The organism is Pseudomonas sp. P1_F1_2 (genome assembly GCF_056405815.1).
Genome location: NZ_JBFUBK010000207.1, coordinates 1 through 2,411, shown reverse-complemented (window position 1 = coordinate 2,411; position 2,411 = coordinate 1). Strand labels below are relative to the sequence as shown.

Genomic DNA, 2,411 nt, shown 5'->3' with positions numbered 1-2,411 from the left:
GATCTTGAGTCATCCACCCAACCTGTGGGAGCGTGGCTTGCCCGCGATAGGGTGCGCAGCACCCTCAAAAATCACCCATAAAAAACCCGGCCCTTCAGGGCCGGGTCAAGAAGACGGTGGCTATATCACTTTTGTTTGGCAGGCTTGACCAATCGCTTTTCCAGTTCGCTGCACGCTTGCTGGATCATGTCTTCAGTGATCGGTACTTCGCGGCCCTGTTCATCGATAATCGAGCAACCCAGAGACTGGTCTGGCTGCGTGCGGATCACTTGAATCTTGTCATCGCTGCTGTGTTGCAAGGACATGGCCTGTCTCCTCATCAGGTTGTGTGCTTACTCTAAAACCCTCAGGTGACCGGGCTATGACAACTCCCTGCGATCTTTCCCGACGGAAACATCAGTCCACCAGAAATTTAAAAACGTTGCTACCCGGACTTTAGACCAATAGCGTCTAGAGACTAGTCGTCGCGGTCATATTTAACCTGACTCATTGTGATTTACAGGGTTCAACCGCTGGCGGTGTAGGCTGGCTACAACCATTGCATACTGGATACTCCGATGCTCTCTGCCCGTTACCGCCGTGCGATCCGCCTGACCAGTCGCTTTCTTGTGCCTTACCGCTGGCAGGCCCTTGGCGCGCTGCTCGCATTGATTGTCACCGCCGGCATTACCTTGTCGATGGGGCAGGGCATTCGCATGGTGGTGGATCAGGGGTTCATGACCCGATCACCGCACTTGCTCAATCAGTCCATCGGCTTGTTCATGGTGTTGGTGGTCGGGCTGGCGGTCGGCACCTTTGCGCGTTTTTACCTGGTGTCATGGATCGGCGAGCGCGTGGTCGCTGACATCCGCCGGCAAGTATTCAATCATCTGATTTACTTGCATCCGGGGTTCTATGAAAACAATCGCAGTTCCGAGATCCAGTCGCGGCTGACCGCCGATACAACGTTGCTGCAATCGGTGATCGGCTCTTCGTTGTCGCTGTTCCTGCGCAACACGCTGATGATCATCGGCGGGATTGTGCTGCTGTTCATCACCAACCCCAAACTCACCAGCATCGTGGTCGTCGCATTACCGCTGGTCATCGCCCCGATTCTGATTTTCGGCCGCCGGGTGCGCAGTCTGTCGCGCCTGAGCCAGGACCGTATCGCTGACATCGGTAGCTACGTCGCTGAAACCCTCGGCCAGATCAAGACGGTGCAGGCCTACAACCATCAGGTCCAGGACGAGCAGCGTTTCGCCGTGACGGTGGAAGAGGCGTTCAACACGGCTCGTAAACGTATTTTTCAGCGAGCCTGGCTGATTACGCTGGTGATCGTGCTGGTGCTGGGCGCGGTGGGCGTCATGTTGTGGGTCGGCGGCATGGATGTGATTGCCGGTCGGATCTCGTCCGGTGAACTGGCGGCATTTGTTTTCTACAGTCTGATCGTGGGCAGTGCGTTCGGCACCTTGAGCGAAGTGATCGGCGAGTTGCAGCGTGCAGCGGGCGCGGCCGAGCGGATTGCTGAGTTGCTGCGCTCGGAAAACATCATCCAGGCGCCGAGCTCTGGCCTGGTGACCTTGCCGGAGCGGGTGAAGGGCGATCTGGTTCTACAAGATGTGCGTTTTTCCTACCCGTCGCGTCCGCAAAGCTACGCGGTCGATGGCTTGAGCCTGACCATCAACGCGGGCGAAACCCTGGCCCTGGTTGGCCCCTCCGGTGCCGGTAAATCCACCGTGTATGACCTGCTGCTGCGTTTTTACGATCCGGCTGCAGGGCGAATCCTGCTCGATGGCGTGCCATTGACCCAGCTCGACCCACTCGACCTGCGCCGTTGCTTCGCCCTGGTTTCGCAAAACCCGGCACTGTTTTTTGGCAGCATCGAGGAGAACATTCGCTACGGCAATCCAGCGGCGACCCCGGCGCAAGTTCAGGAGGCCGCAAAAATTGCCTACGCCCATGAATTTATCGAGCACATGCCCAATGGCTACCAGACCCATCTCGGCGACGCAGGGCTGGGTTTGTCGGGTGGTCAGCGCCAACGCCTGGCCATCGCTCGGGCGTTGCTGGTGGACGCACCCATCCTGCTGCTCGACGAAGCCACCAGCGCACTCGATGCGCAAAGTGAACACCTGATCCAACAGGCCCTGCCGAGCTTGATGAAAAACCGCACCACCCTGGTGATCGCCCACCGTTTGGCCACCGTGAAAAACGCCGACCGGATTGCCGTGATGGATCAGGGTAGGTTGGTGGCGGTGGGCACGCATCAGGAGTTGATTGCGAGCAATGCGCTGTATGCGCGGTTGGCGGCGTTGCAGTTCAGTGATGGCAAGGCCGAGCGTGGTCTTCACCTATAAGCGTCGTGTAGGAGATGTGTAGGAGCTGTCGAGTGAAACGAGGCTGCGATCAAAAATTCGCAGCCTCGTTTCACT

The 2,411-nt window shown here is 57.9% G+C and carries 2 protein-coding genes; one reads left to right on the top strand and one right to left on the bottom strand.

Annotated elements, in window-relative coordinates:
* Positions 1 to 125: 125 nt before the first annotated feature.
* Positions 126 to 305: a PA1571 family protein gene (locus AC1D2P_RS30590; protein ID WP_046027000.1), complete on the bottom strand. Its 180-nt coding sequence runs from the start codon at positions 303 to 305 to the stop codon at positions 126 to 128.
* A gap of 252 nt (positions 306 to 557) precedes the next feature.
* Between AC1D2P_RS30590 and AC1D2P_RS30585 the strand changes: the two genes are divergently transcribed.
* On the top strand, positions 558 to 2,336 hold the full coding sequence (locus AC1D2P_RS30585; protein WP_477811764.1) for an ABC transporter transmembrane domain-containing protein: 1,779 nt from the start codon (positions 558 to 560) through the stop codon (positions 2,334 to 2,336).
* Positions 2,337 to 2,411: the final 75 nt, after the last annotated feature.

Excerpts from the sequence above, each read along its gene's own strand:
- AC1D2P_RS30590 (WP_046027000.1), bottom strand. The coding sequence starts at position 305 with ATGTCCTTGCAACACAGCAGCGATGACAAGATTCAAGTGATCCGCACG.
- AC1D2P_RS30585 (WP_477811764.1), top strand. The coding sequence starts at position 558 with ATGCTCTCTGCCCGTTACCGCCGTGCGATCCGCCTGACCAGTCGCTTT.